The sequence below is a fragment of the Hydrogenophaga sp. OTU3427 genome (genome assembly GCF_038440225.1).
In the GTDB taxonomy this organism is placed as follows: Bacteria; Pseudomonadota; Gammaproteobacteria; order Burkholderiales; family Burkholderiaceae_C; genus Hydrogenophaga.
In genome coordinates, this window is sequence record NZ_JASATI010000008.1 from 99,887 (window position 1) to 125,348 (window position 25,462).

The 25,462-nt window shown below is 69.6% G+C and carries 25 protein-coding genes; 11 read left to right on the plus strand and 14 right to left on the minus strand.

The annotated features are described in order from the left end of the window. Positions 1 to 34: 34 nt before the first annotated feature. The 3 genes from AAHB17_RS07185 to AAHB17_RS07195 all read left to right on the plus strand — a co-directional run bounded on the left by AAHB17_RS07185 (position 35) and on the right by AAHB17_RS07195 (position 3,498). Positions 35 to 1,399 (plus strand): 8-oxoguanine deaminase, encoded by a 1,365-nt coding sequence (locus AAHB17_RS07185; protein ID WP_342129845.1) that lies wholly within the window; start codon positions 35 to 37, stop codon positions 1,397 to 1,399. Between the two features lie 53 nt (positions 1,400 to 1,452). Further along, positions 1,453 to 2,097, plus strand: coding sequence for a glutathione S-transferase (locus tag AAHB17_RS07190; RefSeq protein ID WP_342129846.1), 645 nt, complete (start codon positions 1,453 to 1,455; stop codon positions 2,095 to 2,097). A gap of 198 nt (positions 2,098 to 2,295) precedes the next feature. Then, positions 2,296 to 3,498 (plus strand): hypothetical protein, encoded by a 1,203-nt coding sequence (locus AAHB17_RS07195; RefSeq protein WP_342129847.1) that lies wholly within the window; start codon positions 2,296 to 2,298, stop codon positions 3,496 to 3,498. Positions 3,499 to 3,542: 44 nt separating this feature from the next. Here the strand turns inward: AAHB17_RS07195 and AAHB17_RS07200 are convergent, their stop codons facing one another. From AAHB17_RS07200 to AAHB17_RS07230, 7 genes are read right to left on the minus strand one after another with little or no spacing between them, the layout of a single operon-like run. Further along, on the minus strand, positions 3,543 to 4,274 hold the full coding sequence (locus AAHB17_RS07200) for a lysophospholipid acyltransferase family protein (protein ID WP_342129848.1): 732 nt from the start codon (positions 4,272 to 4,274) through the stop codon (positions 3,543 to 3,545). Then, the gene (locus AAHB17_RS07205) at positions 4,271 to 5,593 is read right to left on the minus strand and encodes a dihydroorotase (protein ID WP_342129849.1); all 1,323 of its coding nucleotides are present in this window, start codon (positions 5,591 to 5,593) and stop codon (positions 4,271 to 4,273) included. Before AAHB17_RS07205 ends, AAHB17_RS07200 begins: the two co-directional genes overlap by 4 nt. Beyond that, a complete protein-coding gene (gene hisC / locus AAHB17_RS07210; protein ID WP_342129850.1) occupies positions 5,590 to 6,705 on the minus strand; it encodes a histidinol-phosphate transaminase in 1,116 nt (371 codons plus the stop codon). The genes AAHB17_RS07205 and hisC overlap by 4 nt, the downstream gene beginning before the upstream one ends. Positions 6,706 to 6,707: 2 nt before the next feature. Further along, positions 6,708 to 7,670 carry an aspartate carbamoyltransferase catalytic subunit gene (locus AAHB17_RS07215; RefSeq protein ID WP_342129851.1) on the minus strand — a complete coding sequence of 321 codons (963 nt, stop codon included), beginning with the start codon at positions 7,668 to 7,670 and terminating at the stop codon, positions 6,708 to 6,710. A gap of 4 nt (positions 7,671 to 7,674) precedes the next feature. Further along, the gene (gene pyrR / locus AAHB17_RS07220) at positions 7,675 to 8,208 is read right to left on the minus strand and encodes a bifunctional pyr operon transcriptional regulator/uracil phosphoribosyltransferase PyrR (RefSeq protein WP_342129852.1); all 534 of its coding nucleotides are present in this window, start codon (positions 8,206 to 8,208) and stop codon (positions 7,675 to 7,677) included. Continuing rightward, positions 8,205 to 8,591, minus strand: a complete 387-nt coding sequence (gene ruvX / locus AAHB17_RS07225) for a Holliday junction resolvase RuvX (protein ID WP_342129854.1) — start codon at positions 8,589 to 8,591, stop codon at positions 8,205 to 8,207. The genes pyrR and ruvX overlap by 4 nt, the downstream gene beginning before the upstream one ends. Beyond that, entirely contained in the window at positions 8,584 to 9,177 is a 594-nt protein-coding gene (locus AAHB17_RS07230; protein ID WP_342129856.1) for a YqgE/AlgH family protein, read from the minus strand. The genes ruvX and AAHB17_RS07230 overlap by 8 nt, the downstream gene beginning before the upstream one ends. A gap of 23 nt (positions 9,178 to 9,200) precedes the next feature. On the opposite strand from AAHB17_RS07230, the gene AAHB17_RS07235 reads away from it, so the two are divergent. Continuing rightward, positions 9,201 to 10,676, plus strand: coding sequence for a cryptochrome/photolyase family protein (locus AAHB17_RS07235; RefSeq protein ID WP_342129857.1), 1,476 nt, complete (start codon positions 9,201 to 9,203; stop codon positions 10,674 to 10,676). 12 nt (positions 10,677 to 10,688) lie between these two features. Here AAHB17_RS07235 and AAHB17_RS07240 read toward each other — a convergent pair whose 3' ends face one another. Continuing rightward, positions 10,689 to 11,165, minus strand: coding sequence for an Lrp/AsnC family transcriptional regulator (locus AAHB17_RS07240; RefSeq protein ID WP_342129858.1), 477 nt, complete (start codon positions 11,163 to 11,165; stop codon positions 10,689 to 10,691). A 122-nt stretch (positions 11,166 to 11,287) separates the two neighbouring features. On the opposite strand from AAHB17_RS07240, the gene kynB reads away from it, so the two are divergent. From kynB to AAHB17_RS07275, 7 genes are all read left to right on the plus strand, one after another. After that, the gene (gene kynB, locus AAHB17_RS07245) at positions 11,288 to 11,923 is read left to right on the plus strand and encodes an arylformamidase (protein ID WP_342129860.1); all 636 of its coding nucleotides are present in this window, start codon (positions 11,288 to 11,290) and stop codon (positions 11,921 to 11,923) included. A gap of 25 nt (positions 11,924 to 11,948) precedes the next feature. Then, on the plus strand, positions 11,949 to 13,223 hold the full coding sequence (gene kynU / locus AAHB17_RS07250; RefSeq protein WP_342129862.1) for a kynureninase: 1,275 nt from the start codon (positions 11,949 to 11,951) through the stop codon (positions 13,221 to 13,223). 59 nt (positions 13,224 to 13,282) lie between these two features. Continuing rightward, positions 13,283 to 14,476 carry an amino acid aminotransferase gene (locus AAHB17_RS07255; RefSeq protein ID WP_342129890.1) on the plus strand — a complete coding sequence of 398 codons (1,194 nt, stop codon included), beginning with the start codon at positions 13,283 to 13,285 and terminating at the stop codon, positions 14,474 to 14,476. 26 nt (positions 14,477 to 14,502) lie between these two features. Continuing rightward, a complete protein-coding gene (gene kynA, locus AAHB17_RS07260) occupies positions 14,503 to 15,381 on the plus strand; it encodes a tryptophan 2,3-dioxygenase (protein WP_342129863.1) in 879 nt (292 codons plus the stop codon). Then, positions 15,378 to 16,334 (plus strand): LysR family transcriptional regulator, encoded by a 957-nt coding sequence (locus AAHB17_RS07265; protein WP_342129864.1) that lies wholly within the window; start codon positions 15,378 to 15,380, stop codon positions 16,332 to 16,334. Before kynA ends, AAHB17_RS07265 begins: the two co-directional genes overlap by 4 nt. A gap of 69 nt (positions 16,335 to 16,403) precedes the next feature. Further along, positions 16,404 to 17,813, plus strand: a complete 1,410-nt coding sequence (locus AAHB17_RS07270; RefSeq protein WP_342129865.1) for an FAD-binding oxidoreductase — start codon at positions 16,404 to 16,406, stop codon at positions 17,811 to 17,813. A gap of 93 nt (positions 17,814 to 17,906) precedes the next feature. Next, positions 17,907 to 18,884 carry a tripartite tricarboxylate transporter substrate-binding protein gene (locus tag AAHB17_RS07275; protein ID WP_342129866.1) on the plus strand — a complete coding sequence of 326 codons (978 nt, stop codon included), beginning with the start codon at positions 17,907 to 17,909 and terminating at the stop codon, positions 18,882 to 18,884. Between the two features lie 219 nt (positions 18,885 to 19,103). On the opposite strand, the gene AAHB17_RS07280 is transcribed toward AAHB17_RS07275, so the two are convergent. From AAHB17_RS07280 to AAHB17_RS07305, 6 genes are read right to left on the minus strand one after another with little or no spacing between them, the layout of a single operon-like run. After that, positions 19,104 to 20,096 carry a Bug family tripartite tricarboxylate transporter substrate binding protein gene (locus AAHB17_RS07280; protein ID WP_342129868.1) on the minus strand — a complete coding sequence of 331 codons (993 nt, stop codon included), beginning with the start codon at positions 20,094 to 20,096 and terminating at the stop codon, positions 19,104 to 19,106. 34 nt (positions 20,097 to 20,130) lie between these two features. Further along, entirely contained in the window at positions 20,131 to 21,324 is a 1,194-nt protein-coding gene (locus AAHB17_RS07285) for an FAD-dependent monooxygenase (protein ID WP_342129869.1), read from the minus strand. Between the two features lie 36 nt (positions 21,325 to 21,360). Further along, positions 21,361 to 22,413 carry a VWA domain-containing protein gene (locus tag AAHB17_RS07290; protein WP_342129870.1) on the minus strand — a complete coding sequence of 351 codons (1,053 nt, stop codon included), beginning with the start codon at positions 22,411 to 22,413 and terminating at the stop codon, positions 21,361 to 21,363. A 25-nt stretch (positions 22,414 to 22,438) separates the two neighbouring features. Further along, the gene (locus AAHB17_RS07295; protein WP_342129871.1) at positions 22,439 to 23,401 is read right to left on the minus strand and encodes a DUF58 domain-containing protein; all 963 of its coding nucleotides are present in this window, start codon (positions 23,399 to 23,401) and stop codon (positions 22,439 to 22,441) included. Between the two features lie 12 nt (positions 23,402 to 23,413). Beyond that, complete coding sequence (locus tag AAHB17_RS07300) at positions 23,414 to 24,421, minus strand: AAA family ATPase (protein WP_342129872.1); 1,008 nt, start codon at positions 24,419 to 24,421, stop codon at positions 23,414 to 23,416. Between the two features lie 17 nt (positions 24,422 to 24,438). Then, positions 24,439 to 25,368 carry a S1C family serine protease gene (locus AAHB17_RS07305; RefSeq protein ID WP_342129873.1) on the minus strand — a complete coding sequence of 310 codons (930 nt, stop codon included), beginning with the start codon at positions 25,366 to 25,368 and terminating at the stop codon, positions 24,439 to 24,441. Positions 25,369 to 25,462 lie beyond the last annotated feature (94 nt).

The following is a 25,462-nucleotide window of genomic DNA, read 5'->3' on the forward strand; positions in this document are numbered from 1 at the left end:
AAGCAGACCGGCCTTTTTCTTTTTGGAGTCACCCATGAGCACCCTGCTGATCAAGAACGCCCGCCTGCTCGTCACCATGGACGCCCAACGGCGCGAGATCGAGGACGGCGCCGTCTTCGTGCGCGGCCACGTGATCGAGGCCGTGGGCCGCAGCAGCGATCTGCCCACGCAGGCCGACGAAGTCATCGACGCCCGCGACCAGGTGGTCATCCCCGGCCTGGTCAACACCCACCACCACATGTACCAGTCGCTCACCCGTGTGGTGCGCCAGGCGCAGGACTGCGAGCTGTTCGACTGGCTGCGCACGCTCTACCCCATCTGGGCCGGCCTCACGCCCGAGATGGTGCGGGTGTCGACCCAGACCGCCATGGCCGAGCTGATGCTGTCGGGCTGCACCACCACCAGCGACCACCTCTACCTCTTCCCCAACGGGGTGCGCCTGGACGACAGCATCGAGGCCGCCAGCGAGATCGGCATGCGTTTCCACGCGGCGCGGGGTTCGATGAGCGTGGGCCAGTCGCAGGGCGGCCTGCCACCGGACCGGGTGGTGGAGACCGAGCCGGCCATCCTGCGCGAAACGCAGCGCCTGATCGAACGCTGGCACGACCCGGCCCGCCACGCCATGCAGCGCATCGTGGTGGCGCCCTGCTCGCCGTTTTCGGTCAGCCGCGAACTGATGCGCGACGCCGCGCTGCTCGCGCGCGCGCACGGCGTGTCGCTGCACACCCACCTGGCCGAGAACGACAAGGACATCGCCTACACACGCGAGATGTTCAACTGCACCCCGGCCGAATACGCCGAGCAGCTGGGCTGGGTGGGGCCCGACGTGTGGCACGCCCACTGCGTCAAGCTCGACGAAGCCGGCATCCGCCTGTTCGCCAGCACCGGCACCGGCGTGGCCCACTGCCCGGGCTCCAACATGCGCCTGGCCTCGGGCGCCGCGCCCATACGCGCCATGCGCGACGCCGGCGTGCCGGTGTCCATCGCGGTCGACGGTTCGGCCTCCAACGACAGCGGCCACATGCTGGGTGAAGCCCGGCTGGCGCTGCTGCTGCAGCGGGTGAGCCACGGGCCGGAAAAAGGCCCGTCGGCGCTGACCGCGCGCGAGGTGCTGGAGCTGGCCACGCTGGGCGGCGCGCGTGTGCTGGGCCGCGACGACATCGGCGCCCTGGCACCGGGCATGTCGGCCGACATCGTCACCATCCCGCTCGACGAGATCGGCGTCGCCGGGGCCCACCACGACCCGCTGGCCGCCCTGTTCTTCTGCCACGTGCCCCGCGTGCGACACAGCGTGATCCACGGCAGCGTGGTGGTGCGCGACGGCCGGCTCGCCACGCTGGACCTGCCGGTGCTGCTGGAACGGCACAACCGCCTGGCGCGGCAGCTGGTGCATGGGTGACAACACCCGGGCACGGATCAGGCTCTAATGGGTTTTTCCCCAGGAGACAACCCATGCTGACACTCTGCGGCTTCTCTGCCAGCAACTACTACAACAAGGTCAAACTCGCGCTGCTCGAAAAAGACCTGCCCTTCCAGGAGGAGCTGGTCTGGATCGGCCAGTGCGACCGCGCGGCCACGCCACTGGGCAAGGTGCCCTACCTCAGGACGCCACACGGCAGCCTGTGCGAGTCGCAGGTCATCCTCGACTACATCGAGGCCCGGCACCCGCAGCCGCCGCTGCTGCCGGCCGACCCCTTCGCCGCGGCCAAGGTGCGCGAGATCATCACCTTCCTCGAACTGCACCTGGAGCTGGTGGCGCGCAACCTCTACGCCGAGGCCTTCTTCGGCGGCAAGGTCAGCGACAACACCAAGGAAAAAACCGGCCAGCAACTTGAAAAGCACATCGCGGCCTTTGCGCGGCTGGCCAGGTTCTCGCCCCACATCGCCGGCGAACACTTCAGCATGGCCGACTGCGCGGCCATCGTGCACCTGCCGCTGGTGTCCAGCGCCACCCGGCTGATCTACGGCCGCGACTTCCTGGCCGATCTGCCGGTGCGCGACTACCTGCAGCGCATGGCCCAGCGGCCCCATGTGTTGAAGGTCAACGCCGACCGCAAGGCCAGCACCGAACTCATGCTCACCCGCGCCAAGGCCTGAAGCACGAGAGTCCACCCCGTCGCTTGCCCGCTGCGCGTGGCCGCATCCCCCTCAAGGGGCAACACCAGCCGTCCGGCAGAGCCGGCCCGGCGGTGCCCCTCGCTCGGCCGTTTCACGTGTCGCGGCACAACATGAAAACTGATAGGATGCGCCCGCGCCGGCCACACCGGGGCCGGATGAACAGGGAGAGAGGCCCATATGGCCCAGAACAAACAGATGACGTTGCCCGCCGGCTGGAATCCCGAGGCCGGCACCGCCTGGGCCGACGGCCGCCCGGTGGACGCGGTCCAGGCGACCCTGGCCGCGCTCAACCGCCAGACCCCCAAGGACCCGCGCCTGGCGCTGCAGGCGGCCTACTACCTTTTCCTGATGGGCGACCTGGCGTCCTGCGCCCAGGTGCTGGCCCAGCAGCATCGCGCCACGCCCGACCACGTGGAAGTGGCCCTCAACCTGGGCGTGAGCTACCGCCGCCTGGGGCTCAACGCGGAGGCGGTGCCGCTGCTGGAGCAGGTGCTGCGGCTCGACCCGTCGCGTTATGTGGCCTACGACGGCCTGTGCATCTGCCTGCACCACCTCGGGCGCGACGCCGAAGCCACCGAGGCCGGTACCCGCGCCCTGCGGCTCAAGCACGAGGCCAGCCGTGGCGCCCCCGCCGGGTGGCGGCCGCCCACCGAGCGACCCCAGGCCCTGGCCAGCCAGGCCGGCAAACGCAACGTCATCAGCTTCTCGCTCTGGGGCGAAGGGCCGGCCTACCTGCGTGGCGCCCTGCGCAACGTGCTGCTGGCGCCCGACATCTACCCCGGCTGGACGGTGCAATGCCATGTCGACCCCAGCGTGCCGGCCGACTTCCGGGACCTGATCCAGCGCCTGGGCGCCGAGGTGGTGACACACCCGGCCGGACAGCCGTTGCGTGAGAAACTCTGCTGGCGCTTCGCCGCCGCCAACGACCCCACCGTGGGGCGCTTCCTGGTGCGCGACGCCGACTCGGTGATCGGCACCCGCGAGGCGCTGGCGGTCCAGCGATGGGTGGAGAGCGACCGTCACTTCCACGTCATGCGCGACTGGTGGAGCCACACCGACCTCATGCTGGCCGGCATGTGGGGCGGCGTGGCCGGAGTCCTGCCCGATCTGACCGCCCTGCTGCGGGCCTACCGCAGCCCCAGTGCCGAGACCCCCAACATCGACCAGTGGTTCTTGCGCGATGCCGTCTGGGGCATGGTGCGACAGTCCTGCCTGGTGCACGACCGCTGCTTCCACCCCGAAGGCGCGCAGCCCTTCCCGGGCGAGGCACCGGCGGGCAACCGGCACGTGGGCCAGGACGAATTCGCGGCGCGCGCCGACTGGCAGGCCCGATGGCTGGCGCCGTGGATCGCGGCCCACCCCTGCCTGGGCAAGCCCTGAACCAGGCGACGGGCCATCGGTCTTCCACGCGCAGCGACGTGGGCCTACAACATCTTCCCGATGTCCCGGCGCAGCACCTGCGCCCAGGTACGGCGGTCCATGCCACCGGCGGTCTGGGGCTGGCCGTAGCGCAACTCCGCCACCACGTCGCCGGCACACAACGTGCGCCAGATCGAGGCCAGCAGCGTGGTGTCGCCAATGTAGGTGGGCGCGTCGGTGGGCAAGCCGCTGCCGCTGGACACAAAACGCAGCGCCACCGGCAGCACCGGCACATTGACGGTGATGGCCGCCTGCAGCAGGTTGCCGTGGAAGGGCAGCAGCTCGCGCCCGTCCCCGGTCGTGCCTTCGGGAAACACCGACAGCAGGTCACCGGCGCGCAGGGCCTCGGCCATGTGGTGCACCACCCGCATGGCATCGCGCCGGCTTTCGCGCTCGATGTAGAGCGTGCCGGCGCCGGTGATCAGTGCGCCCAGCACCGGCCAGTGCCGCACGTCGGCCTTGGAGACGAACCGGCTGGGTTGCGCGGCGTTGAGCACCAGGATGTCCAGCCACGAGATGTGGTTGCAGACCTGCAGCAGCGGGCCATGGGTGGGTGGGTCGCCCAGCACCACCAGGTCGACCCGCAGGATGGCCAGCATGCGCCGCGACCAGCGCCGCACCTCGTCGGCGCGCTCGGCCGGCGACAGGCGTGGAAAGTGCCGGCGCAGGGTCCACAACCCGCCCAGCACATGCCACAGGGCCGACAGCAAGGCCCCGGCGGCGCGCAGCGACCTCACGCGGTGACCGCGCTGCGTTCGAACGCGATCTGCCCGCCCACCAGCGTGGCGCGCACGCTGGCCGGCAGCTCGTGACCACCAAATGGCGTGTGTTTGCCCTGGCTGCGCAGGGTGTCGTCGCCCACGATCCAGTGTTCACCGGGGTGGAACACACACAGGTCGGCCACGCCCCCCACGGCGATGCGGCCCACGCTGGCCTGCAGCGTGCCCAGGCTGGCGCCCAGCACACCGGCCGGACGGTGGGTCAGCGTGCCCAGGGCCCGCATCAGCGGCACGCCATCCTGCGCGGCCCACTTGAGGGTCAGGCCCAGCAGCAACTCGATGGCGGTGGCGCCGGCCTCGGCCTCGGCAAAGGGCAGCACCTTGGCATCGGCATCCACCGGGTTGTGGTCGGACACCAGGGCATCGATGCAACCATCGGCCAGGCCGGCCCGCAGCGCCTCGCGGTCGCGCTGCTGGCGCACCGGCGGCGTCACCCGGGCGCGGCTGTCGAAGTAGCCGATGTCCACATCGGTCAGGTGCAGGTTGTGCACGCTCACGTCACAGCTCACCGGCAGGCCTTCGGCCTTGGCCTGGCGCACCAGTTCGAGGCCGGCCGCGCTGCTGAGGCGGCACAGGTGCACGCGGGCACCGCTGCCGGCCTTGTGCACGCCGCGCAGCAGCTCGAACAGGGTGTGCAGCGCGATCACCTCGGCAGCCACCGGCACGCCGGCCAGGCCCATGCGCGTGGCCAGCGGGCCGCTGGCCGCCACGCCTTTGCCCAGCCAGAAATCCTGTGGCCGCAGCCACACGGTGTAGCCGAAGGTGGCGGCGTACTGCAGGGCACGCTGCAGCACCTGGGTGTTGACGATGGCGAATTCGGCCTGCCCAAAACCGATGCAGCCCGACTCGGTCAACTCGACCATTTCGGTCAGCACCTCGCCCTTGAGGCCACGCGTGAGCGCGCCGAGCGGAAACACCCGCGCCAGGTGCAGCTTCTCGGCGCGGAACTTGAGCATGTCCACCAGGCCGGGTTCGTCCAGCACCGGGTCGGTGTCGGGCGGGCAGACCAGCGAGGTCACCCCCCCGGCCACGGCCGCGGCCATCTCCGACTCGAGCATGCCCTCGTGTTCCTGGCCCGGTTCCTTCAGGCGCGCGCAGAGGTCGACCAGCCCGGGGGCGACGATGCAGCCGTCGGCATCGACCGTGCGGTTGGCATGAAAGTCGGCCGGCACCTGGCCCACCGAGAGGATGCGGCCGGCGGCGATGGCGATGTCGGCGCGCTCGTCGCGGCCGGTGGCGGGGTCGATGACGCGACCGCCCTTGATCAGAATCTTCATGCTTGTGTCACCTCGGATGGGCGGTGCGTGGGTTCGTCGGGGTGGCCCAGCAGGGCGTGCAGCGCGTCCACCAGGGCCTCGCACTCGGCTTGCGAGCCGACCGTGATGCGCAGATGCTGGGCGGTGCGGGGCTGCCTGAAGTGGCGCACCAGCACCTGGTGCTCACGCAGGCGCTGCTGCAGGCCGGCGGCGTCGTGCCGGGGATGGCGCGCGAAAATGAAGTTGGCGCTGGAAGGCAGGCAATCAAAGCCGAGCGCGGCCAGCTGGCCGGCCAACCACTCGCGGCTGTCGATGATGCGCCGCGTGAGCGACTGGAAATAGGCCTCGTCCTCGATCGCGGCCTGGGCGCCGGCCAGGGCCACGCGGTCGAGCGGGTAGGAGTTGAAACTGTCCTTGACCGTGGTCAGGGCCTGGATGAGGTCGGGGTGGCCCAGCGCGAAGCCCACGCGCAGGCCGGCCAGCCCGCGCGACTTGGACAGGGTCTGCACCACCAGCAGCTGCGGGAACTCGTTCACCAGCGTGGCCGCGCTTTCGGCGCCGAAATCCACATAGGCCTCGTCCACCACCACCACCGAGTCGCGGTTGTGCGCCAGCAGCCCGCGGATGTCCGACAGCGGCAGTGCGATGCCCGTGGGCGCGTTGGGGTTGGGCAGCACGATGCCGCCATTGGGCCGCCGGTAGTCGGCCACGCGGACACGGAAATCCGGGTCCAGCGGGACCGGCACGTGTTCGATGCCGTAGAGGTCGCAATAGACCGGGTAGAAGGAGTAGCTGATGTCGGGCGTGAGCACTGGCCGGCCATGGCGCAGCAGGGCCATGAAGGCATGGGCCAGCACCTCGTCGGAGCCGTTGCCGACGAAGACCTGCGCGCGCGCCAGCCCGAAGCGGGCGGCGATGGCGTCGCGCAGGGCCAGGCCCTGCGGATCGGGGTAGAGGCGCAGGCGCTCGTCCACCACCTCGGCCATGCGTTGCAGCGCCAGCGGCGACGGCGGGTAGGGGCACTCGTTGGTGTTGAGCTTGACCCAGCCCCCGCCCTGGGGCTGCTCGCCGGGCACATAGGCCTGCAGGCCGTGGATGGCCGGGCTCCAGAACCGTTGGGACGCTTCGCTCACGGTCAGGCCTCGTTGCCGGCGACGATGGACATCACCGCCATCCGGACGGCGATGCCGAACGTGACCTGCGGCAGCACCACGCTCTGCTTGCCGTCGACCACCGACGAGGCGATCTCGACGCCCCGGTTGACGGGCCCGGGGTGCATGACGATGGCATCGGGCTTGGCCCAGGCCAGGCGCTCGGGCGTCAGGCCGAAGCTCTTGGCGTACTCCTGGCTGGACGGCAGCAGCGCGCCGCTCATGCGTTCGTTCTGCAGGCGCAGGGTGATCACCACGTCGGCGCCCTTGATGCCTTCTTCCAGCGTGTGGCACACGCGCACGCCCATCTGCGACAGGTCGCTGGGCACCAGGGTGCGCGGGCCCACCACGCGCACCTCGGGGCAGCCCAGGGTGGTCAGCGCGTGGATGTCGGAGCGCGCCACGCGCGAGTGCAGCACGTCGCCGACGATGGCCACGGTGAGCTTGCTGAAATCGCCCTTGAAGTGGCGGATGGTGTACATGTCCAGCAGCCCCTGGGTGGGGTGGGCGTGGCGACCGTCGCCGGCATTGACCACGTGCACGTGCGGGGCCACGTGCTGGGCGATCAGGTAGGGCGCGCCCGACTCGCTGTGGCGCACGACGAAGATGTCCGCCGCCATGGCGGACAGGTTGGCGATGGTGTCCAGCAGCGACTCGCCCTTGGAGGCCGAGCTGCGCGCGATGTCCAGCGTGTAGACGTCGGCCGACAGGCGCGTGGCCGCGATGTCGAAGGTGGTGCGGGTGCGGGTGCTGTTCTCGAAGAACAGGTTGAACACGCTTTTGCCGCGCAGCAGCGGCACCTTTTTCACCTCGCGGTCGCTGACGCTGACGAAGTTGGCGGCGGTGTCCAGGATCTGCGTGAGGATGGCCTTGGGCAGGCCTTCGGTGGAGAGCAGGTGGACCAGCTCGCCGTTCTTGTTCAGTTGGGGGTTGCGGGGGTGGATCATGGGTTCACTTCTTTCGGTCCGCCTGGGTTTCGACCACGAAGCGCAGCCGGCCGTCGTCGCCCTGGGCCAGTTCCAGCGACTGGGTGTCGGGCAAGGCCACGCGGGCGGCGGCAAAGTCGGCGCCGATGGGCAGTTCGCGCCCGCCGCGGTCGACCAGCACCGCCAGCTTCACGCTGGCCGGGCGGCCGTAGTCGAACAATTCGTTGAGCACCGCGCGCAGGGTGCGTCCGGTGTAGAGCACGTCGTCGAGCAGCAGCACGTGGGCGTGGTTGACGTCGAAGGGCAGCCGGGTCTGGGCGCTGACCGCCAGGCCACGCTGGGCAAAATCGTCGCGGTGCATGGCCGAGGAGATCACGCCGGCCTCGCCCGGGCGCAACAGATCGCGCTGCAGGCGGGCGGCCAGCCAGGCACCGCCGGAGGTGATGCCCACCAGGCGGGTGTCGGGCTGCTGGGCCAGCAGGCCCTTCACGCCGCGTTGCAGTTCGGCATAAAGCGCCTCGGCATCCAGTGCCAGGCTGGGGCTGTCGGTTCGGGTCAAGGCAGGCTCCTCAAATACTGTTCCAGGATGATGCAGGCCGAGGCGGCGTCGGCGTCCTTGGCGCCGGCCGCCAGGGCTTCGGTGGTGCTGTAGCGCTCGTCGACCTCATGCACCGGCAGGCCAAAACGCCCGCGCAGCTGGCGGGCGAACTTGCGCGCGCGCTCGGTGTTCTCATGGGGGGCACCGTCGGGGTGGAAGGGCACGCCCACCACCAGCGCATCGGGCTGCCATTCCTTCAGGCGGGCGGCGATCAGGGGAAAACGGGCATCGCCCTCGGCCACCAGCGTGGGCTGGGGCGTGGCGCTGCGGGTCAGCACGTTGCCGCTGGCCACGCCGGTGCGCTTGGTGCCGTAATCGAACGCGAGAAAGGTGTTCTCAGGCATGGCCGGCGTCGGGCGACAACATCCAGGGCTCCAGGCCCAGCAGCTTCATGGCCTTGGCGTAACGCTCTTCCACCGGGGTGTCGAAGATCAGCGCCGGGTCGGCCTCGACGGTGAGCCAGCTGTTTTCGGTGATCTCGGATTCGAGCTGGCCCTGGCCCCAGGACGCGTAACCCAGGGACACGAAGACCTTGTGCGGGCCGGCGCCCACCGCCATGGCTTCGAGCACGTCCTTGGAGGTGGTCATCTCCAGGCCGCCGGCGATGCTCAGCGTGGAGGCGTAGACCGATTCCTTCTCGTCGCCGCTGGAGACGGCCTCGTGCAGCACGAAGCCGCGCTCGGTCTGCACCGGGCCGCCCTGGAACACCGGGGTGCTCATCAGGTCGTCGCGGTGCAACTCCAGCTCGACCTTGTGGAACAGGTCGGGCAGCAGGATGTCGCTGGGCTTGTTGATCACCAGGCCCAGGGCACCGCGTTCGCTGTGTTCGCACATGAACACCACGCTGCGCCCGAAAACCTCGTCACTCAGGCCGGGCATGGCGATGAGGAAATGGTTGGTGAGGTTGATGGGGGCAGAATCCGATGACATGCACCGATTTTAAGAGCCTGCACATGAAGAAATACGACAGGGGCCTGGTCTGGTTCCGGCGCGACCTGCGGGTGGCCGATCAAGCGGCGCTCTACCACGCCCTCAGGAGCTGCAAGCAGGTCTGGTGCGTGTTCGTGTTCGACACCGACATCCTGGCCCCCCTGCCCCGCGCCGACCGGCGGGTGGAGTTCATCCAGGCCTCGCTGCTGGACCTGGACGGCGAGCTGCGCGCCCTGGGACTGGCCCACGGCCAGGCGCCCACCGGCCTGATCGTGCGCCACGCGAGCGCCCAGAAGGCGCTTCCCCGGCTGGCGGAGGAACTGCGCGTGCAGGCGGTCTTCGTCAACCACGACGACGAGCCCGACGCCCTGGCGCGTGACGCCCAGGTGCGCGGCAGCCTGGCCCATGCTGGCGTCATGCTGCACGACTTCAAGGACCAGGCGGTGTTCGAGCGCAGCGAGGTGCTGACGCAGTCCGGCACCGCGTTTTCGGTCTTCACCCCCTACAAGAACGCCTGGCTCAAGAAGTTGGAGCCGTTTTTCCTGCACAGCTACCCGGTGGAGAAACACGCCGCCGCGCTGGCGCCCTGCCCGCCCAGCCACCCGTCGGGTGTGCCCACGCTGGCCGAGATCGGCTTCGAGCCCACCAACCTGCGGGCATTGAAGATACCCACCGGCAGCCACGGCGCGCGCGGCCTGTTCGAGGACTTCCTCGACCGCATGGACCGCTACCACCAGACACGCGACTTCCCCGCCGTCAAGGGCCCGAGCTACCTCAGCGTGCACCTGCGATTCGGCACCCTGTCCATCCGCCAGCTGGCGCGGGTGGCCTACCAGATGCACCTGCAAGGCGTACAGGGCGCCAGCACCTGGTTGGGCGAGTTGATCTGGCGCGACTTCTACATGCAGATCCTGCACCACCACCCCCACGTGGTAGGCAGCGCCTTCAAGCCCGAATACGACGCCATCAAGTGGGAGCACGGCAAACACGCACAGGCGCTGTTCCAGGCCTGGTGCGAGGGCCGCACCGGCTACCCGCTGGTGGACGCTGCCATGGCCCAGATCAACCAGACCGGCTACATGCACAACCGCCTGCGCATGGTGGTGGCCAGTTTCCTGGTCAAGGACCTGGGGATCGACTGGCGCTGGGGCGAGCGCTACTTCGCCGAGAAGCTGATCGACTTCGACCTCTCGGCCAACAACGGCGGCTGGCAGTGGGCGGCCTCCACCGGCTGCGACGCCCAGCCCTACTTCCGCATCTTCAACCCGGTGAGCCAGAGCCAGAAGTTCGACCCCGAGGGCAAGTTCATCCGCCGCTACCTGCCGCAACTGGCCAAGCTGCCCAACGCCGCCCTGCACGCGCCCTGGCTGGCCAAGCCCATCGATCTGCAACCGGCCGACTTCGTGCTGGCGCGCGACTATGTGGTGCCCATCGTGGACCACGCCGAGGCCCGCGAACGCACGCTGGCGCGCTACGCGGTGGTCAAGAAAGCGGTCTGAACTGGCGCGGCTTCACGGCGTGGGCAAGGGCAGGTTGCCGATCTGGCCCTTGAAGTCCTGCAGCGAAAAATGGGTGTGCACCCGCCGCACGCCGGGCAGGCGGTGCAGGCGTTTTTGCAGCAGGTCGGAATAGCCGTCCAGATCGCGCGCCACCACGACGAGCATGAAGTCCTCGGGACCGGAAATGGCGTGGAACATGACCACCTCGGGAATCTCCACCACCGCGTGCTCGAAGGCGTGTGAAGACGTTTCGTTCTGGTGGTCTATGCTGACCAGCACGAAGGCCAGCACGCCGTAGCCGAGCGCCCGGCGGTTGAGCGCGGCGTGGTAGCCGGTGACGATGCCGGCGTCCTCCATGCGTTTGACCCGCCGCCAGGCCGGCGACTGCGACAGATGGGCCACCTGCGCGAGCTCGCCCGAGGTCAGCCGCGCATTGGCCTGCATGGCCTGCAGCAGCACAAGGTCGGTCTTATCCAGCTCTGTTTGCATAAATTCTCCCAATATGCCCGCATCATGAATAATTTATTCTATTTTCAAAAACATATTGGATAACAGTTGAGCAAAAAATACAATCATCGACATAGCTCACCACCTTTTGACCAGGCTCACGCATGAACAAGCGCCAACTGTGGGACATCTCGCCCCCCGTGCACACGGCCAGCCCGGTGTTCCCGGGCGACACCCGCTACAGCCAGCAGTGGTGCGCCACCATCACGCCCGAGTGCCCGGTCAACGTCAGCGCCATCACGCTGTCGCCCCACGTCGGCGCCCATGCGGACGCGCCGCTGCATTACGAAGCGGGTGGCGCGGCCATCGGCACCGTGTCGCTGGAGCCCTTTCTTGGCCCCTGCCGCGTGATCCACGCCATCGGTTGCGGCCCGCTGGTCACCTGGGAGCACATCGCCCACGCCACGGCCCAGTTGCCGCCGCGCGTGCTGGTGCGCACCTACGAACACATGCCGGTGGACCGCTGGGACGGCGCGCTCAGCGCCTACGCGCCCGAGACCGTGGCGCGCCTGGCCGACCTGGGCGTGATGCTGATCGGCATCGACACCGCCAGCATCGACCCGGCCGACAGCAAGCTTCTTTCCAGCCACCAGGTGATCCGCCAGCGCGGCATGCGGGTGCTGGAGAACCTGGTGCTCGACGCCGTGCCCGAGGGCGACTACGAGCTGATCGCGCTGCCACTCAAGCTCACCGAAGCCGACGCCAGCCCGGTGCGGGCCGTGCTGCGGTCGCTGGCCTGAACACCACAACAACAACGGAGACCACATGCACACACAACAAGACTGCCGCGCGCTCGACGCGCAAGACCCGCTGCGCCACCTGCGCGACCTGTTCACCCTGCCCGAGGGCGTGATCTACCTCGACGGCAACTCGCTGGGCGCCATGCCCCAGGCCGCGCCGGCGCGCATCGCCCAGGTCACCACCCAGGAATGGGGCCAGGAGCTGATCCGCGCCTGGAACTCGGCCGGCTGGTTCCAGTGGCCACAACAGATCGGCGACAAGATCGCCCGCCTGGTGGGCGCCGACGCCGGCGAGCTGGTGGCCACCGACGGCACCTCCATCAACCTGTTCAAGGTGCTCAGCGCGGCCCTGACCATCGCGCGGCAGGACGCCCCCGAGCGCACCGTGGTGCTGAGCGAACGCAGCAACTTCCCCACCGACCTCTACATCGCCGAAGCCCTGTGCAAGGAGCGCGGCTGCACCCTGCAGCTGGTGGAGCCGGACGAGATCGCTGGCGCGCTGAACAACCAGGTCGCCGTGCTGATGCTCACCCACGTGAACTACCGCACCGGCGCCATGCACGACATGGCCGCCGTGACCGCCGCGGCCCAGGCCGCCGGTGCCCTGACCGTGTGGGACCTGGCCCACAGCGCCGGTGCCGTGCCGGTGGCGCTCAAAAGCGCCCAGGCCGACTTCGCCATCGGCTGTGGCTACAAGTACCTCAACGGTGGCCCCGGCGCACCGGCCTTTGTGTGGGTGCACCCGCACCACGCCGAACGTTTCTGGCAGCCGCTGGCCGGCTGGTGGGGCCACGCCGCGCCCTTCGCCTTCACGCCCGACTACCGGCCCGCGCCCGGCATCCAGCGCTACCTCTGTGGCACCCAGCCCATCCTCAGCATGGCGGCGCTGGACGTGGGCGTGGACACCCTGCTGGCGGCCGAGCCCCTGGGCGGCATGGCCGCGCTGCGCGCCAAGTCGCTGGCACTGACCGACCTGTTCATCGAGCTGGTGGAACAGCGCTGCGCCGGCAATGGCATCGGCCTGGCCACGCCGCGTGCCCACGCCCAGCGCGGCTCGCAGGTCTGCCTGACCCGCACCGAGGGCGCCTACGCCATCGTCCAGGCCCTGATCGCGCGTGGCGTGATCGGCGACTTCCGCAAAGGCGACGGCGGCCAGCACCTGGACATCCTGCGCTTCGGCTTCACGCCGCTCTACATCGGCTTCGAGGACGTCTGGAACGCGGTCGAACACCTGCGCCAGGTGCTGGAGACCGGCGAATGGCAGCGCCCCGCGTTCAACCAATCGCACGCCGTCACCTAAACTTTTCGGTTTTCTTTTCTCCACCTTCAACGAGCCCCACCATGAGCACCTCCCCCTCGCTGTTCGCCCACGTGCCCGCCTACGGCGGCGACCCCATCCTGTCGCTGATGGAGACCTTCCAGAAGGACCCGCGCCCCAGCAAGGTCAGCCTCTCGATCGGCATCTACTTCGACGAACAGGGCCGCCTGCCGGTGCTCGAATCGGTGCGCCGCGCCGAGACCGACGCGCTGGCCCACATTGGCCCCCGCCCCTACCTGCCCATGGAAGGCGCACCCGCCTACCGCAGCGCGGTGCAGCAGTTGGTGTTCGGCGCCCACAGCGAGGCCGTCAAGAGCGGCCGCATCGCCACCATCCAGACCCTGGGCGGCTCGGGCGCGCTCAAGGTCGGCGGCGACTTCCTCAAGCGCTACTTTGACAAGGCCGAGGTGTGGGTCAGCGACCCGACCTGGGAAAACCACGTCGCCCTGTTCGAAGGCGCGGGCTTCACCGTCCACACCTACCCCTACTACGATGACAGCACCGGCGGCCTGAAGTTCGACGCCATGCTGGCCAAGTTCGACAGCCTGCCGGCGCAGAGCATCGTGCTCATGCACGCGAGCTGCCACAACCCCACCGGCGTCGACCTGACGCAGGACCAGTGGCGCGCCCTGATCCCGGTGATCGAGCGCCGTGGCCTGATCCCCTTCGTCGACATGGCCTACCAGGGCTTTGGCGACGGGCTCGATGAAGACGCCTTCGCCCTGCGCGCCATGGCCGACGCCGGCATCCAGTTCTTCGTCGCCAACTCCTTCTCCAAGAACTTCTCGCTCTATGGCGAGCGTTGTGGCGGCCTGAGCGTGGTCTGCAGCGACGCGGCCGCCGCCGACACCGTGCTGGGCCAGCTCAAGGCCACGGTGCGCCGCAACTACTCCAGCCCGCCCACCCACGGCGAGCAAGTCATCGCCCAGGTGCTGCAGTCGCCCGAGCTGTACGCCCTGTGGGCCGACGAACTGACCGGCATGCGCGCGCGCATCAAGGACATGCGCGAACGCCTGCACCGGGTGCTGACCGAGCGCTTCAAGGGCGAGCGCAACTTCGACTACTTCCTGACCCAGCGCGGCATGTTCAGCTACACCGGCCTGAGCGAGGCCCAGGTCAACCGCCTGCGCGACGAGCACGGCGTCTACCTGGTGCGTTCGGGTCGCATGTGCATGTCGGGCCTGTCGACCACCAACGTCGACTACGTGGCCAACGCCATGGCGTCGGTGCTGTAAGCCCATCCGCGCAGGAGCCCTCCCCCATGTGCCCCCACGCCCATTCCAACGCGCCGGCCCCGGCCCCCTCGGCGCCGGAGTCCATCGTCCATGAGGAAAAGGCGCAACTGGATTTCAGCCGCTCCATGAGCTATGGCGACTACCTGCAGCTCGACAGCATCCTGAGCGCGCAGAAGCCGCTGTCGCCCACCCACGACGAACTGCTGTTCATCGTGCAGCACCAGACCAGCGAACTGTGGATGAAGCTGATGCTGCACGAGCTGCGCGGCGCCATCCAGCACATCGCTGCCGACGAGCTGCCGCCGGCCTTCAAGATGCTGGCGCGGGTGAGCAAGATCATGGAGCAGCTGGTCCACGCCTGGGACGTGCTGGCCACCATGACGCCGCCCGAGTACACCGCCATGCGGCCCTACCTGGGCGCGTCCAGCGGCTTCCAGAGCTACCAGTACCGCTGCATCGAGTATTCGATGGGCAACAAGAACCCGGCCATGCTCAAGCCCCACGAGCACCGGCCCGACCTGCTGGCCCTGGTGCGTGCCAGCTTCGATGCGCCCTCGCTGTACGACGAGGCCTTGCGCCTGATGGCGCGCCGCGGCATCCCCGTGCCGGCCGAGTACCTGGAGCGCGACTGGACGCAGCCCTACGTGGCCAGCCCGGGCGTCGAAGCCGCCTGGCTGCAGGTCTACCGCAACCCATCGCAGCACTGGGACCTGTACCAGCTGGGCGAAGAGCTGACCGACCTCGAGGACGCCTTCCGGCTCTGGCGCTTCCGCCACGTGACCACGGTGGAGCGCGTGATCGGCTTCAAGCGCGGCACCGGCGGCACCGGCGGCGTGAGCTACCTGCGCAAGATGCTCGACGTCGTGCTCTTCCCCGAGATCTGGACCCTGCGCACCGCGCTGTGAGCCCGCGCCAGCTGCGCTATTTCATCGCCATCGCCAAGGCCGGCAGCATCAGCCAGGCCGCCTTGGCGCTGCACATCGCCCAGCCCTCGCTGAGCCAGCACATGGCCGCCATCGAGGAAGAGCTGGGCGTGCCCCTGCTCAAGCGCCATGCGCGCGGCGTCACCCTCACCCCGGCCGGCCAGCGCCTGTTCGACCGCGCCAGCACCATCCTGCGCCAGCTCGACCACCTGCCCGACGAGGTGGCCGCCGTCAAAGGTCTGCCGCGCGGCGAGGTGCGCCTGGCCATGGACGGATCGATTGCCGCCGTGGTGATCGTGCCGCTGTACCGCGCCATGGAGGCGCGGTACCCCGACGTGCGGGTGTTCGTCACCACCGGCCTGTCGCACCAGATGCGCCAGCTGGTGGAAGGCCGCAGCGTGGACCTGGCCCTCATGCCCAACGCCTTCGAGCTGCCCAGCCTGCTGAGCGAACCGGTGTACGAGGAACACTTCTGCCTGTTCGGCGCCCGCGGCAGCTGGCCGCCGCGCCAGCGCCACATCCGCTTCGACGACATCGGCGACCGCCCCCTGGTGGCGGCCGACCGCCAGCACGACCAGCGCAAGCTCATCGAGCGCGTGGCCAACGCCCGCCGGCGCAGCCTCAACGTGCGCTACGAGATCAACGACGCCGAACTCACCCGCGCCCTGGTCCGCGACGGCCTGGCCCAGGCCCTGCTGCCGGTCAACGCCTTTGCCGCCACCGAAGGCGCGCACAAGGTGCTGGCGCTGGACATCGTCGAGCCCACCCTGACCCGCATCCAGTCCATCGCCTGGCCGGCCGGCGCGCCGCTCACGCCCGCCGCCGACGCCACGCGCCAATGCCTGCAGGAGACCGTGGCCACGTTGATGGAACAAGGGGTGCTGCAAGGGCGCCTGCCGCACAACACGGGCCATAGGGAAGAACCTATGGATTGAGGGAGCAGGTCGTATTGGCGGTGGGCGAGCGCAGCTTTCATACTGCGCTTCACACACCTGTCACAGCACATGACCCCACTTTCCCACCCTTTCATCCAGGCGCTGACCGAGGCACTCGGCGCCGACGCCGTGCGCACCGGCGACACGATTCCCCCCGAACGCCACACCGACTGGAGCGGCACCCAGCCCCTGGCCCCGCTGGCCTGGCTGCGCCCCGCCAGCACCGCGCAGGTGTCGGCCGCGCTGCGCCTGTGCCATGCCCACCGCGTGCCGGTGGTGCCGCAGGGCGGCCTGACCGGCCTGGCCGGCGGTGCCGTGCCCACGCCGGGCTCCGTGGCGCTCTCCCTGGAGCGCATGTCCGCCATCGAGACCCTGGACCCGGTGGCCCGCGTGGCCACGGTGCAGGCCGGGGCCACGCTGCAGGCCGTGCAGGAAGCGGCACAGGCCGCCGGCTGCCTGTTTGGCGTCGACCTCGGGGCGCGCGGCAGCTGCCAGATCGGCGGCAACCTGGCCACCAACGCGGGCGGCAACGGCGTGGTGCAGTTCGGCATGATGCGCGAGCAAACCCTGGGCCTGGAGGTGGTGCTGGCCGACGGCACGGTGCTGGACATGCTGCGCCCCATGGTCAAGAACAACACCGGCTACGACCTCAAGCAGTTCTTCATCGGCGCCGAGGGCACGCTGGGCATCATCACCCGAGCCCAGCTGCGCCTGCAGCCGGCGCAGCCGGCGCGCGCCACCGCCCTGGCCGCCGTGCCCGACGTGACCAGCGCGCTGGAACTGCTGGGCCGCCTGCAGGCGCGCGCCCCGGGCGGCGTGGCGGCCTTCGAGCTGATGTGGCAGGACTTCCTGCGGCACGCCCTGGACTGGACCGGCCTGCCGCGCCCGTTTGACGAGGACCACCCCCTGCTGGCGCTGACCGACCTCAGCGGCAGCGACCAGCCCGCGCTGGCGCATGCGCTGGAGGAGGTGCTGGGCCAGGCCATGGAAGACGGCCTGGTGCTGGACGCCGTGCTGGCGCAATCGCAGGCCCAGGCCACCGGCCTGTGGCGGCTGCGCGAGATCACGGCCGAGTTTCCCTCGCGGCTGTCGCCCATCAACTTCGACATCAGCCTGCCGCAGGCCGCCATCGGCGCCTTTGCCGATCGCTGCATGGCCGCGCTCTCGGCCCGTTTTCCGGGTCATCGTTCGCTGCGTTTTGGCCACCTGGGCGACGGCAACCTGCACCTGAGCACCGACGCGCGCTCGCTGGGCGATCTGTCGTTTGCCGAAGCAGAACACGCGGTCGAGGCCATCGTCTACGCGCTGGTGGCCGAGGCCGGCGGCAGCGTGTCGGCCGAACACGGCATCGGCCTGCACAAGAAGCCCCACCTGAGCGCCAGCCGCGGCCCGGCCGAGCTGGCCGCCATGCGCGCCATCAAGCGGGCGCTGGACCCGCTGAACCTGCTCAACCCGGGCAAGGTGTTCGACCTCGACTGAGAAGGTGTGAACAAACCCGCCATGCACTCACACCCCATTGGCCCGCCTCTTGCAATGATTTTCCCTTCCACCACCCTCCCAGGAGTTCCCACCATGAAACGACGCCCCGCTCTACTCGCCCTGATGGCCGCCACCGCGTTCACGCTGGCCCACGGCCCCGCCCTGGCCGATGGACCACCCATCAAGCTGCTGGTGGGTTTCCCCGCCGGTGGCAGCAGCGACGCCATCGCCCGCCAACTGGCCCTGGGCCTGCAGCAGGAGCTGGGCCGCAGCGTCGTGGTGGACAACAAGCCCGGTGCCGGTGGCCAGATCGCGGCGCAAACCCTCAAGGGCGCCAAGCCCGACGGCACCACGCTGTTCCTGTCCAACAGCCACACCGTGGCCATGATCCCGCTGACCGTCAACAACCCGGGCTTCGACACGGCCAAGGACTTCGTCCCGGTGGCCATGGTCGCGGTCAACCCCGATGTGTTTGTCATCAACACCAGCCTCATCGGCAACCCCAACGCGGGCATGAAGGAATTCGCCACCTGGGTGAAGGCCAATCCGGGCAAGGGCAACGTCGGCGTTCCCGCCCCCGCCAGCGCGCCCGACTTCGCGGTGGGCGTGGTGGCCAAGGCCCTGGCGCTGGACCTGAAGGCCGCGCCTTACCGCGGCGACGCCCCCATCGTGCAGGACGTGATGGCCGGCCAGATCCCTGCAGGCATCGGTTCGGTGGGCGCCATGTCGCCGCCGGCCAAGGCCGGCAAGCTGCGCATCGTGGCGGTCAACGGCAGCAGCCGCCTGTCGCTGCTGCCCGACGTGCCCACGTACGCCGAACTCGGCATCAAGGGCTACGAGGACATGATCTTCAACGGCGTGTTCGCGCCGGCCGGCACACCCGCCGCCCTGGTGGAGAGCTACGGCGCCGCGATCACCAAGGTCGTGAAGTCGGCCGACTTCGCCGAGAAGCTGGCCAACCTGGGCATCAACGCCCACGCCGGCAGCGCCGCCGAACTCAACGCCCGCCTCAAGGCCACGCAGGACTTTTCGGCCAACATGGTCAGGAACGCCGGCTACAAGCCGCAGTGAGGCTCACCAGGCAGTTGCCCCCTGGCAGCTGCTTGAGTGTTTGCTCAGCTGCCTCGCGGGATCGGGGCGACCGGGCGCCCTGCTCCGCGGCTGTCCCCCGGGCGCTTCGCGCCCTCCTCCTTGATGCCGCTGCACAGGGCACCCAGCCACCCCGATCCAGAAGCGCTTGGGCAAGCCGCCGCTGGCATGCCCTCCTCGGGCCACCCCCATCGGCTCAAATCACTGCGACCGGATCTGGTTGCGCCGGATCACCTCGCCCATCTCGGCGGTGTCGCGCTGGATGCGGTTGGCCAGGCCCTGGGGCGAGGTGCCGGCCACCTGCCAGCCCTGGTTGAACAGCTTCTCGCGCACCTCGGGCCGGCGCACGATCTCGACCAGCAGGGCCGAGACCTTGTTGATCACGGCCGGCGGCGTGCCGGCGGGTGCCGCCACCGCGTTCCAGATCTCCAGCTGGAAACCGGCGATGCCGGCCTCCGCCAGACTGGGCACATCGGGCACCAGGCTGCTGCGGCCGGCCGAGGTCACTCCCACCGCCTGCAGCTTGCCGGCGCGCACCTGGGGCATCGCCAGGCCCGGGGGCAGCAGGGCCAGCTGCACGTCGCCGGCCACCATGGCCGTCACCACCTGCGGGTTGCCCGGGTAAGGCACGTGCACCGGCGCGATGCCGGCCTTGCCCTTGAGCAGCTCCATGCCCAGGTGCGCCACCGTGCCGTTGCCGGGCGTGCCGTAGTTGAACTTGTCACCGCCCTGGCGGGCCGCCGCCAGCACGGCCGCCGCGCCGGCGGGCAACTGGGTCGATGCCGCCAGCACCAGCGGCGCCGTGGCCAGCAGGCTCACCGGCGCCAGGTCCTTGAGCGGGTCGTAGGTGACGGCCGGGTTGAGCAGCTTGGCGATGGTCATGTTGCCATTGATCATCAAGCCGAAGGTGTGGCCATCGGTGGCCTTGGCCACCTGGTCGGCGGCGATGTTGCCGCCGGCACCGGGCTTGTTCTCCACCACCACCGGCTGGCCCAGGGCCTGCGACAGCGGCTCGGACAGTGTGCGCGCGGTCAGGTCGGGCGACGAGCCGGCCGGGAAGCCCACCACCAGGCGCAGCGGCTTGCTGGGCCAGGCCGCCTGCCGGGGCTGTGCCCAGGCGGCGCCGGCAGTCAGGGCCAGGCTGCAGATGGCGGACGACAGCAGCAGGCGGCGGGGCAATTGGGCGGTGTTCATGCGGGTGTTCCGGTGGGTCGGCAAAGGGCGGATGTTAAACGCTGGGGGGGCCGCCATAGAGGCGCGGCACGTCAAGCAGCCGCTCGCCCAGCAGCGCCATCGCCAGGTTGCGCCCCAGGCTCAGCGGCGGTTGCAGGTGAAAGACGCGGCCGTTGCGGCGCGAGCGCGCCTGCACCCAGGCGTTGCGCCGCCAGCGCAAGGCGCCAAGCTGCGCCACCAGCGGCGCCGGATCGGCCAACGCCTGTGGGCCGCGCGCCAGCAGCCGGCCCAGCGTCCAGGCGTCTTCCAGCGCCATGGCCGCGCCCTGGGCGAGGTAGGGCCGCATCGGATGGGCGGCATCGCCCAGCAGGGCCACGCGCCCGGCCCCGTGGGCCTGTGGTCCGGTGATGGGGGGGCGCTCGAACAGCGGCCAGCGCAGCCACTGCGGCACCGCGGCCAGGAGCGCCGACAAGGCCGGCGCCACCGGTCCCATGGCCACACGCAGTTCGCCAGGGTCGGCCGCGTGGCTCCAGTTCTGCACATCGCCGTCGAGCCGGCCCTGCACGATGACCACCACGTTGAGCCAGTCGCCGCACCGCACGGGGTAACACACGGCGTGCATGCGCGGTCCCAGCCAGGCCGTGACATCGCCAGGCTGGAGGCCGCTGGGCAGGTCGGCCAGCGGCACCATTCCCCGGTAGGCCAGGTGTCCGGTGGGCTGCGGCAATTGATCGCCCAGCAGCGGCACCCGCACGCGGCTCCACAGGCCGTCACAGCCCAGCAGCAGCCGACCCGTGGCCTCCGCGCCGCCGCTCAGGTCCAGCCGCACCAGTTGGTCATCGGCCCGCCAGTCGGTCACTCCCTGGTCAAGGGTCAACGTCACGCCCGGCTGGGCCGACACCGCCTGCAACAGCAGCGCGTGCAGGTCGGCCCGGTGCAGGGTGGCGTAGGGCTGGCCATAACGCGCCACCGCCTGGGTGCCCAGGCGCAGGCGACCGAGCTGCGCCGCGCTGCGGGCATCGCGCACACAGAGCTGTTCGGGAAAGGCGGCGCAGGCGCGCAAGGCATCCAGCAGGCCCCAGTCGGCCAGCACCCGCACCGCGTTCGGCCCGAGCTGCAGGCCGGCGCCCACCTCGCCAAAACGCGTGGCCTGCTCGTAAAGGGCCACCGTGTGGCCGGCGCGCGCCGAGGCCAGTGCCGCGGCCAAGCCGCTGATGCCTCCGCCGGCGATCAGGATGTCGACATTCATGGCGGGCGATTGTGCCCGTTGGGCGGGAGGTTCTCTTCAGGCAATCCGGTTGAACCACAGCAAGGACAGCCCGGCCGACACCACCGCCAATGCCGCTGCCAGCAGGGCCAGCAGCCCCGACACCTCGGTCTCCTTCTTCTCCACCGTCAGGCGCGTGCTCAGGGCCTCGTAGACCTTCTTGAGGTTTTCCGCCGTGCCGGCGTAGTAGTACTCGCCCTGGGTGCGGTTGGCCACTTCCTTGAGGGTTTCCTCGTCCAGGCGCACGCGCATGGACCAGCCCTCGAAACCGATGGTCTCGCCCTCCACCGTGCCGATGCCCACGGTGTAGACGCGCACGCCGCGGTCGGCCGCCATCTTGGCGGCTTCCAGGGTGTCGACGCCGGTGGTGCGCTGGCCGTCGGTGAGCAGGATGATGGCGGCCGAGCTGTAGGAGCCGGCGGGCACCGGCGTGTGTTCCTTTTTCTCGGTCTTGCCCTGGTCGATGGCCTGGCCGCGAGGCTTGTCGCGGCCATACATCATGGAAGACAGGTCGATGCCGGCATCGGGAAAGATCTCGGACAGCGACACCACGATGGCGCTGCCGATGGCGGTGGCGCGCTGCATCTGGAACTTGTCGATGGCGGCCACCAGGTCCTCGCGGCTCAGTGTGGCGGGCTGCACCACCTGGGCGGTGCCGGCAAAGGCCACGATGCCCACCTTCACGTGGCGCGGCAGCTCGGCCAGGAAGGCCTTGGCCGCGTTCTGCGAGGCCACCAGGCGGTTGGGCTCGACGTCGGTGGCGCGCATGCTGCCCGAGACGTCCATGGCCAGGATGATGGTCTGCTGCAGCGACGGCAGGGTCAGCGTGGCGAAAGGCCGCGCGGCGGCCAGCAGCATGGCGGTCAGGGCCAGCAGGAACAGCGCCGGCGGCACGTGACGGCGCCACTGCGAGCCGCCTGCCATGGCCTCGCGCACGATGGACAGACTGGCGTAGCGCACCGCTGTTTTTTTCTTGCGCCGCAGCAGCCACACATAGACCAGCAAGAGCAGCGGCACCAGCAGCAAGAGCCACAGGAAGTGCGGCCAGAAGAAGGTGACGGGGAATTTCATGCGGGTCCTCCTTCCATGTGCATGGCTAAGCCGCGCTCAGGTGACGCGGCAGCGGCATGCCGTTGTGCAGGCGCTGGCGGCGCCGGCGCAGGTCGACAAACCGCACCAGGGCGTCGACCAGGTCGTCGTCGGTCGAGAGTTCGAGCGTGTCCACGCCGGCCAGCACCAGGGCTTCGCGCAGCTCGGCCTCGCGCTGCGCGGCGATGCGGGCGAAACGGCGGCGAAAACCGCTGTCGTGGGTGTCCACCAGCACCTGCTCGCCGGTTTCGGCGTCGCGCAGGGTCACCAGGCCGAGGTCGGGCAGCTCCAGCTCCAGCGGGTCGAGCAGGCGCACGGCCACCACGTCGTGGCGCAGCACCAGCCGCCCCAACGCCTGGTGCCAGCCGGGCTGGCTGATGAAGTCCGACACCACGAACACCGTGGAGCGGCGCTGGAGCATGGGCAGCGCCGCCGCCAGCATGTCGTGCAGGCGGGTGGTGTCGCCCGCGGCCGGCGGCACCTCCGGCTCGGCCATGGCGTGCAGCATCTCCAACACCTGCTGGCGCCCGCCCCGCGCGGGCAGCACACGCTGCTGGCGTCCGCCGTAGAGCAGCGCGCCGATGCGGTTGCCGTGCCGGGTCAGCAGGCGCGCCACCACACCCACAAATTCGCGCGAAACGCGGCGTTTGGTCTGCTGGCCCGAGCCGAAATCGACCGAGGGGCTGAGGTCCAGCAGAAACCACGCGTTCATCTCGCGGTCTTCCATGAACTGGCGCACGTGGGGCTGGCCCAGCCGTGCGGTCACGTTCCAGTCGATGTGGCGCACGTCGTCGCTGGGCTGGTACTCGCGCAGGTCGGCGAGGTCCAGGCCGGTGCCGCGCATCAGGGTGCGGTGATCTCCCTGCAGCACACCGTCCAGGCGCTTGAGCACCGTCCATTCGAGCCGGCGCAACAAGGCCTCGGCCTCGCCGCCAGCGGGAGACGGAGGGATGGCAAGGACTTGATCCATGGCGGGCGGGCCTCAAGCGGCCCGTTTCTCGTGCTCCAGCGGCTTGGCCGGCGGCGGTATCTTGGCCATGATCTTGGCCACCACCTGGTCGGCGCTGAGCCCTTCGGACAAGGCTTCGTAGGACAGCACCACACGGTGGCGCAGCACATCGGGCACCAGGTCCAGCATGTCCTCGGGAAGCGCGTAGCTGCGCCCACGCAGCATGGCCAGGGCGCGGGCGCCTTCGGTCAGGCCGATGGTGGCGCGCGGGCTGGCGCCGAAGGTGATGAAACGCGACAAGTCCTTGAGCCCATGGGCCTCGGGCTTGCGCGTGGCCGACACCAGCTTGACCGCGTACTGCACCAGCGAGGGATCGACATAGACCTGCCGGCACTCGGCCTGCAGCGCGGCCAGTTGCTCGGTGCTGGCCACGGGCGACACGTCGATGCGTGGGCCGGTCACACGCTCGACGATCACGTACTCTTCCTCGTCGGTCGGGTAGTCCACCAGCACCTTCATCATGAAGCGGTCGACCTGGGCCTCGGGCAGCGGGTAGGTGCCTTCGGTTTCGATCGGGTTCTGGGTCGCCATCACCAGGAAAGGTTCGGGCACCTTGTGGGACTCACCGGCGATGGTCACCTGGCGCTCCTGCATCACCTCCAGCAGCGCGCTCTGCACCTTGGCCGGCGCGCGGTTGATCTCGTCGGCCAACAACAGGTTGGTGAACACCGGACCCAGCGTGGTGCTGAACTCTGCGGTTTTCTGGTTGTACATGCGTGTGCCCACCAGGTCGGCCGGCACCAGGTCGGGCGTGAACTGGATGCGCTTGAACTGACCGCGAACCGCCTGCGCCAGCGTCTTGACGGTGAGCGTCTTGGCCAGGCCGGGCACGCCCTCCACCAGCAGGTGGCCCTGTGCCAGCATGGCCACCATCACACGCTCCAGGAAACGGTCCTGCCCCACCACCACGCGCTTGACCTCGTAGAGGATGCGCTCCATCAGCTGGGCGGTGGCAGGATCTTGTGGGCGGGCATCGCTCATGGAAACTCCTTGGGTGTTCAGAAAGGGGGCAGGCCGGCGGCAGAGGCGGCGTTCTCGATGGGCACGGCAAAACCAATGCCGACGAAGGTGCGGGCCGAGGTGGGGTTGAGGATGGCGGTGACGATGCCGACCACCTCGCCATCCATGGTGACGAGGGGACCGCCCGAGTTGCCCGGGTTGGCGGCGGCGTCGAACTGGATCAGGTTGGTCATGGTCTGCTTGCCTTCGGGCGAGCGGAAGGAGCGCCCCAGGCCCGAAACGACCCCGGCGGACACCGAGGGGCCGATGCCGAAGGGGAAACCGACCACCACCACCTGGTCGCCGGCGCGCAGATCGCCGGTGGAGCGCATCGTGGCCGCGTGCAGGTCGTCGGGGATTTCGTGCGCCTGCAGCACGGCGAGGTCGTTTTCGGGCTGGGCGCCGGTGATGGATGCACCCGACTCCAGGCCATCGGCGAAGGCCACCTTGATCTTCTGCGCGCCGTTGACCACGTGCAGGTTGGTCAGGATCACGCCCTTGTCGACGATGACCACGCCGGTCCCCACGCCCAGCTCGACCTCTTCGCCGGTCTTGGGGTGTTTGCCGTAGGACATGACACGCACCACCGAGCCGGCCACCGCCTCCTGCGCGCGGGTGGCGGCCGACGGCAAGGTCTGGGTCTCCAGGGTCTTGAGCACCGCCGCGTCGATGACTTTCTGCGTGATCGGGCGCCCCGACTGGCCGGTGCGCAGCAGGTTGGCGCACAGCAGCAGGGCCAGCACCGCCATGGCGGCCCACATCACTCCGGGCTGTGCCGCCCAGCGGCGCCAGCGCGGGCCAACCGCAGCCGATGGGACCGCCTGTGGGGGTGTCGGGTCGGTGGACGGGGCTGTGACAGCCGCGGGTGGGTCGTTCTGAACCGCAGCCACCGCGCGTGGCCGGGCGCTGTAAAGCGGTGGGCGCTTCATGGCCGTGGGCCCCTTGCCGAGTCCGGGTGGCGGCCACCGACGGTGGAGGCCATCGGCTCCCGGCGCCATTCGTGCAAATCAGCCCACATGCCAC

Bases quoted from the DNA above. Each gene is read 5' to 3' on its own strand.
- AAHB17_RS07185 (WP_342129845.1), top strand. From the start codon at position 35: ATGAGCACCCTGCTGATCAAGAACGCCCGCCTGCTCGTCACCATGGAC.
- AAHB17_RS07190 (WP_342129846.1), top strand. From the start codon at position 1,453: ATGCTGACACTCTGCGGCTTCTCTGCCAGCAACTACTACAACAAGGTC.
- AAHB17_RS07195 (WP_342129847.1), top strand. From the start codon at position 2,296: ATGGCCCAGAACAAACAGATGACGTTGCCCGCCGGCTGGAATCCCGAG.
- AAHB17_RS07205 (WP_342129849.1), bottom strand. From the start codon at position 5,593: ATGAAGATTCTGATCAAGGGCGGTCGCGTCATCGACCCCGCCACCGGC.
- AAHB17_RS07215 (WP_342129851.1), bottom strand. From the start codon at position 7,670: ATGATCCACCCCCGCAACCCCCAACTGAACAAGAACGGCGAGCTGGTC.
- ruvX (WP_342129854.1), bottom strand. From the start codon at position 8,591: ATGCCTGAGAACACCTTTCTCGCGTTCGATTACGGCACCAAGCGCACC.
- AAHB17_RS07230 (WP_342129856.1), bottom strand. From the start codon at position 9,177: ATGTCATCGGATTCTGCCCCCATCAACCTCACCAACCATTTCCTCATC.
- AAHB17_RS07235 (WP_342129857.1), top strand. From the start codon at position 9,201: ATGAAGAAATACGACAGGGGCCTGGTCTGGTTCCGGCGCGACCTGCGG.
- AAHB17_RS07240 (WP_342129858.1), bottom strand. From the start codon at position 11,165: ATGCAAACAGAGCTGGATAAGACCGACCTTGTGCTGCTGCAGGCCATG.
- kynB (WP_342129860.1), top strand. From the start codon at position 11,288: ATGAACAAGCGCCAACTGTGGGACATCTCGCCCCCCGTGCACACGGCC.
- kynU (WP_342129862.1), top strand. From the start codon at position 11,949: ATGCACACACAACAAGACTGCCGCGCGCTCGACGCGCAAGACCCGCTG.
- kynA (WP_342129863.1), top strand. From the start codon at position 14,503: ATGTGCCCCCACGCCCATTCCAACGCGCCGGCCCCGGCCCCCTCGGCG.
- AAHB17_RS07270 (WP_342129865.1), top strand. From the start codon at position 16,404: ATGACCCCACTTTCCCACCCTTTCATCCAGGCGCTGACCGAGGCACTC.
- AAHB17_RS07275 (WP_342129866.1), top strand. From the start codon at position 17,907: ATGAAACGACGCCCCGCTCTACTCGCCCTGATGGCCGCCACCGCGTTC.
- AAHB17_RS07280 (WP_342129868.1), bottom strand. From the start codon at position 20,096: ATGAACACCGCCCAATTGCCCCGCCGCCTGCTGCTGTCGTCCGCCATC.
- AAHB17_RS07285 (WP_342129869.1), bottom strand. From the start codon at position 21,324: ATGAATGTCGACATCCTGATCGCCGGCGGAGGCATCAGCGGCTTGGCC.
- AAHB17_RS07290 (WP_342129870.1), bottom strand. From the start codon at position 22,413: ATGAAATTCCCCGTCACCTTCTTCTGGCCGCACTTCCTGTGGCTCTTG.
- AAHB17_RS07295 (WP_342129871.1), bottom strand. From the start codon at position 23,401: ATGGATCAAGTCCTTGCCATCCCTCCGTCTCCCGCTGGCGGCGAGGCC.
- AAHB17_RS07300 (WP_342129872.1), bottom strand. From the start codon at position 24,421: ATGAGCGATGCCCGCCCACAAGATCCTGCCACCGCCCAGCTGATGGAG.
- AAHB17_RS07305 (WP_342129873.1), bottom strand. From the start codon at position 25,368: ATGAAGCGCCCACCGCTTTACAGCGCCCGGCCACGCGCGGTGGCTGCG.